Annotated in this window: 1 protein-coding gene; it reads left to right on the plus strand. The window is 39.8% G+C overall.

The features are described 5' to 3' along the window. The coding region (locus tag NRL14_RS20760; protein WP_306725514.1) for an IS110 family transposase at positions 1-885 on the plus strand (885 nt) is incomplete at its 5' end. Positions 886-998: the final 113 nt, after the last annotated feature.

Here is a 998-nt window from a genome sequence, read left to right on the forward strand (position 1 = left end):
CTTGTTGTTGAATCAACATTTAATTGGTATTGGTTAGTTGATGCATTAATGGATGCAGGATTTAAGCTTCACTTAGCGAACCCCGCTGCAATTCAACAATATTCAGGCTTAAAACATGCTGACGACCATAGTGATGCACGTTGGTTAGCTGAAATGCTACGTCTAGATATACTCCCTGAAGGCTATATTTACCCCCGTGAACTCAGGGCTGTTCGCGACTTAATGCGTAAACGAATGGACATTGTTCAACAGTCCACTAAAAACTTATTATCGGTGCAAAGTTGTTACATGCGACACCTTGGATACAAGCTCAGTAGCAACAAAATAAAGCAAATGGCTGCTATCAGAAAAGGCGTTGATACTGAGCAGGTACACGCAGACTTTAGCTCAATGAATACAGCACTGTCAGTCATTTCTAACCTCTCATTAATACGCTGTGCTCAACAGCAAATCAATGCGATAGAGGGCGCTATTTTAAAACAAACATCACTCTCCCCTGAGTTTATAAACCTAACAAGTATTGATGGAATTGGGAATACTTTAGCACTGACTATTATGTTAGAAACTGGCACGATTAAACGTTTTGATAGCCCAGGAAACTTCTCATCTTATTGTCGCTGTGTTAAAGGGGCAAGGTACAGCAATGGAAAGAAAAAAGGCGCGACGAATCAAAAGAATGGTAATCGTTATTTAGCGTGGGCTTTTACTGAGGCCGCTAATTTTGCAATTCGTTATAACCCAACAGTTAAAAAATATTATCAACGAAAACTGGCTAAAACAAACAAGGTAGTTGCGATTAAAACGGTTGCACATAAGCTCGCAAGAGCGTGTTATCACGTGCTTAAAGACAATGTACCATTCGATGAACACAAGGCGTTTGCTTAGCGTCTATAAAACAAATTAGGTTAACGTGTTGAGCTAGTAATGGGGTTGGTAAAACCATTAGATTTGATTGAGCCTGCACGTTAACCGCTCATATTTTAAATACTGGATATGCC

The organism is Pseudoalteromonas sp. 20-92, from assembly GCF_030847595.1.
GTDB classification, from domain to species: Bacteria; Pseudomonadota; Gammaproteobacteria; order Enterobacterales; family Alteromonadaceae; genus Pseudoalteromonas; species Pseudoalteromonas fuliginea.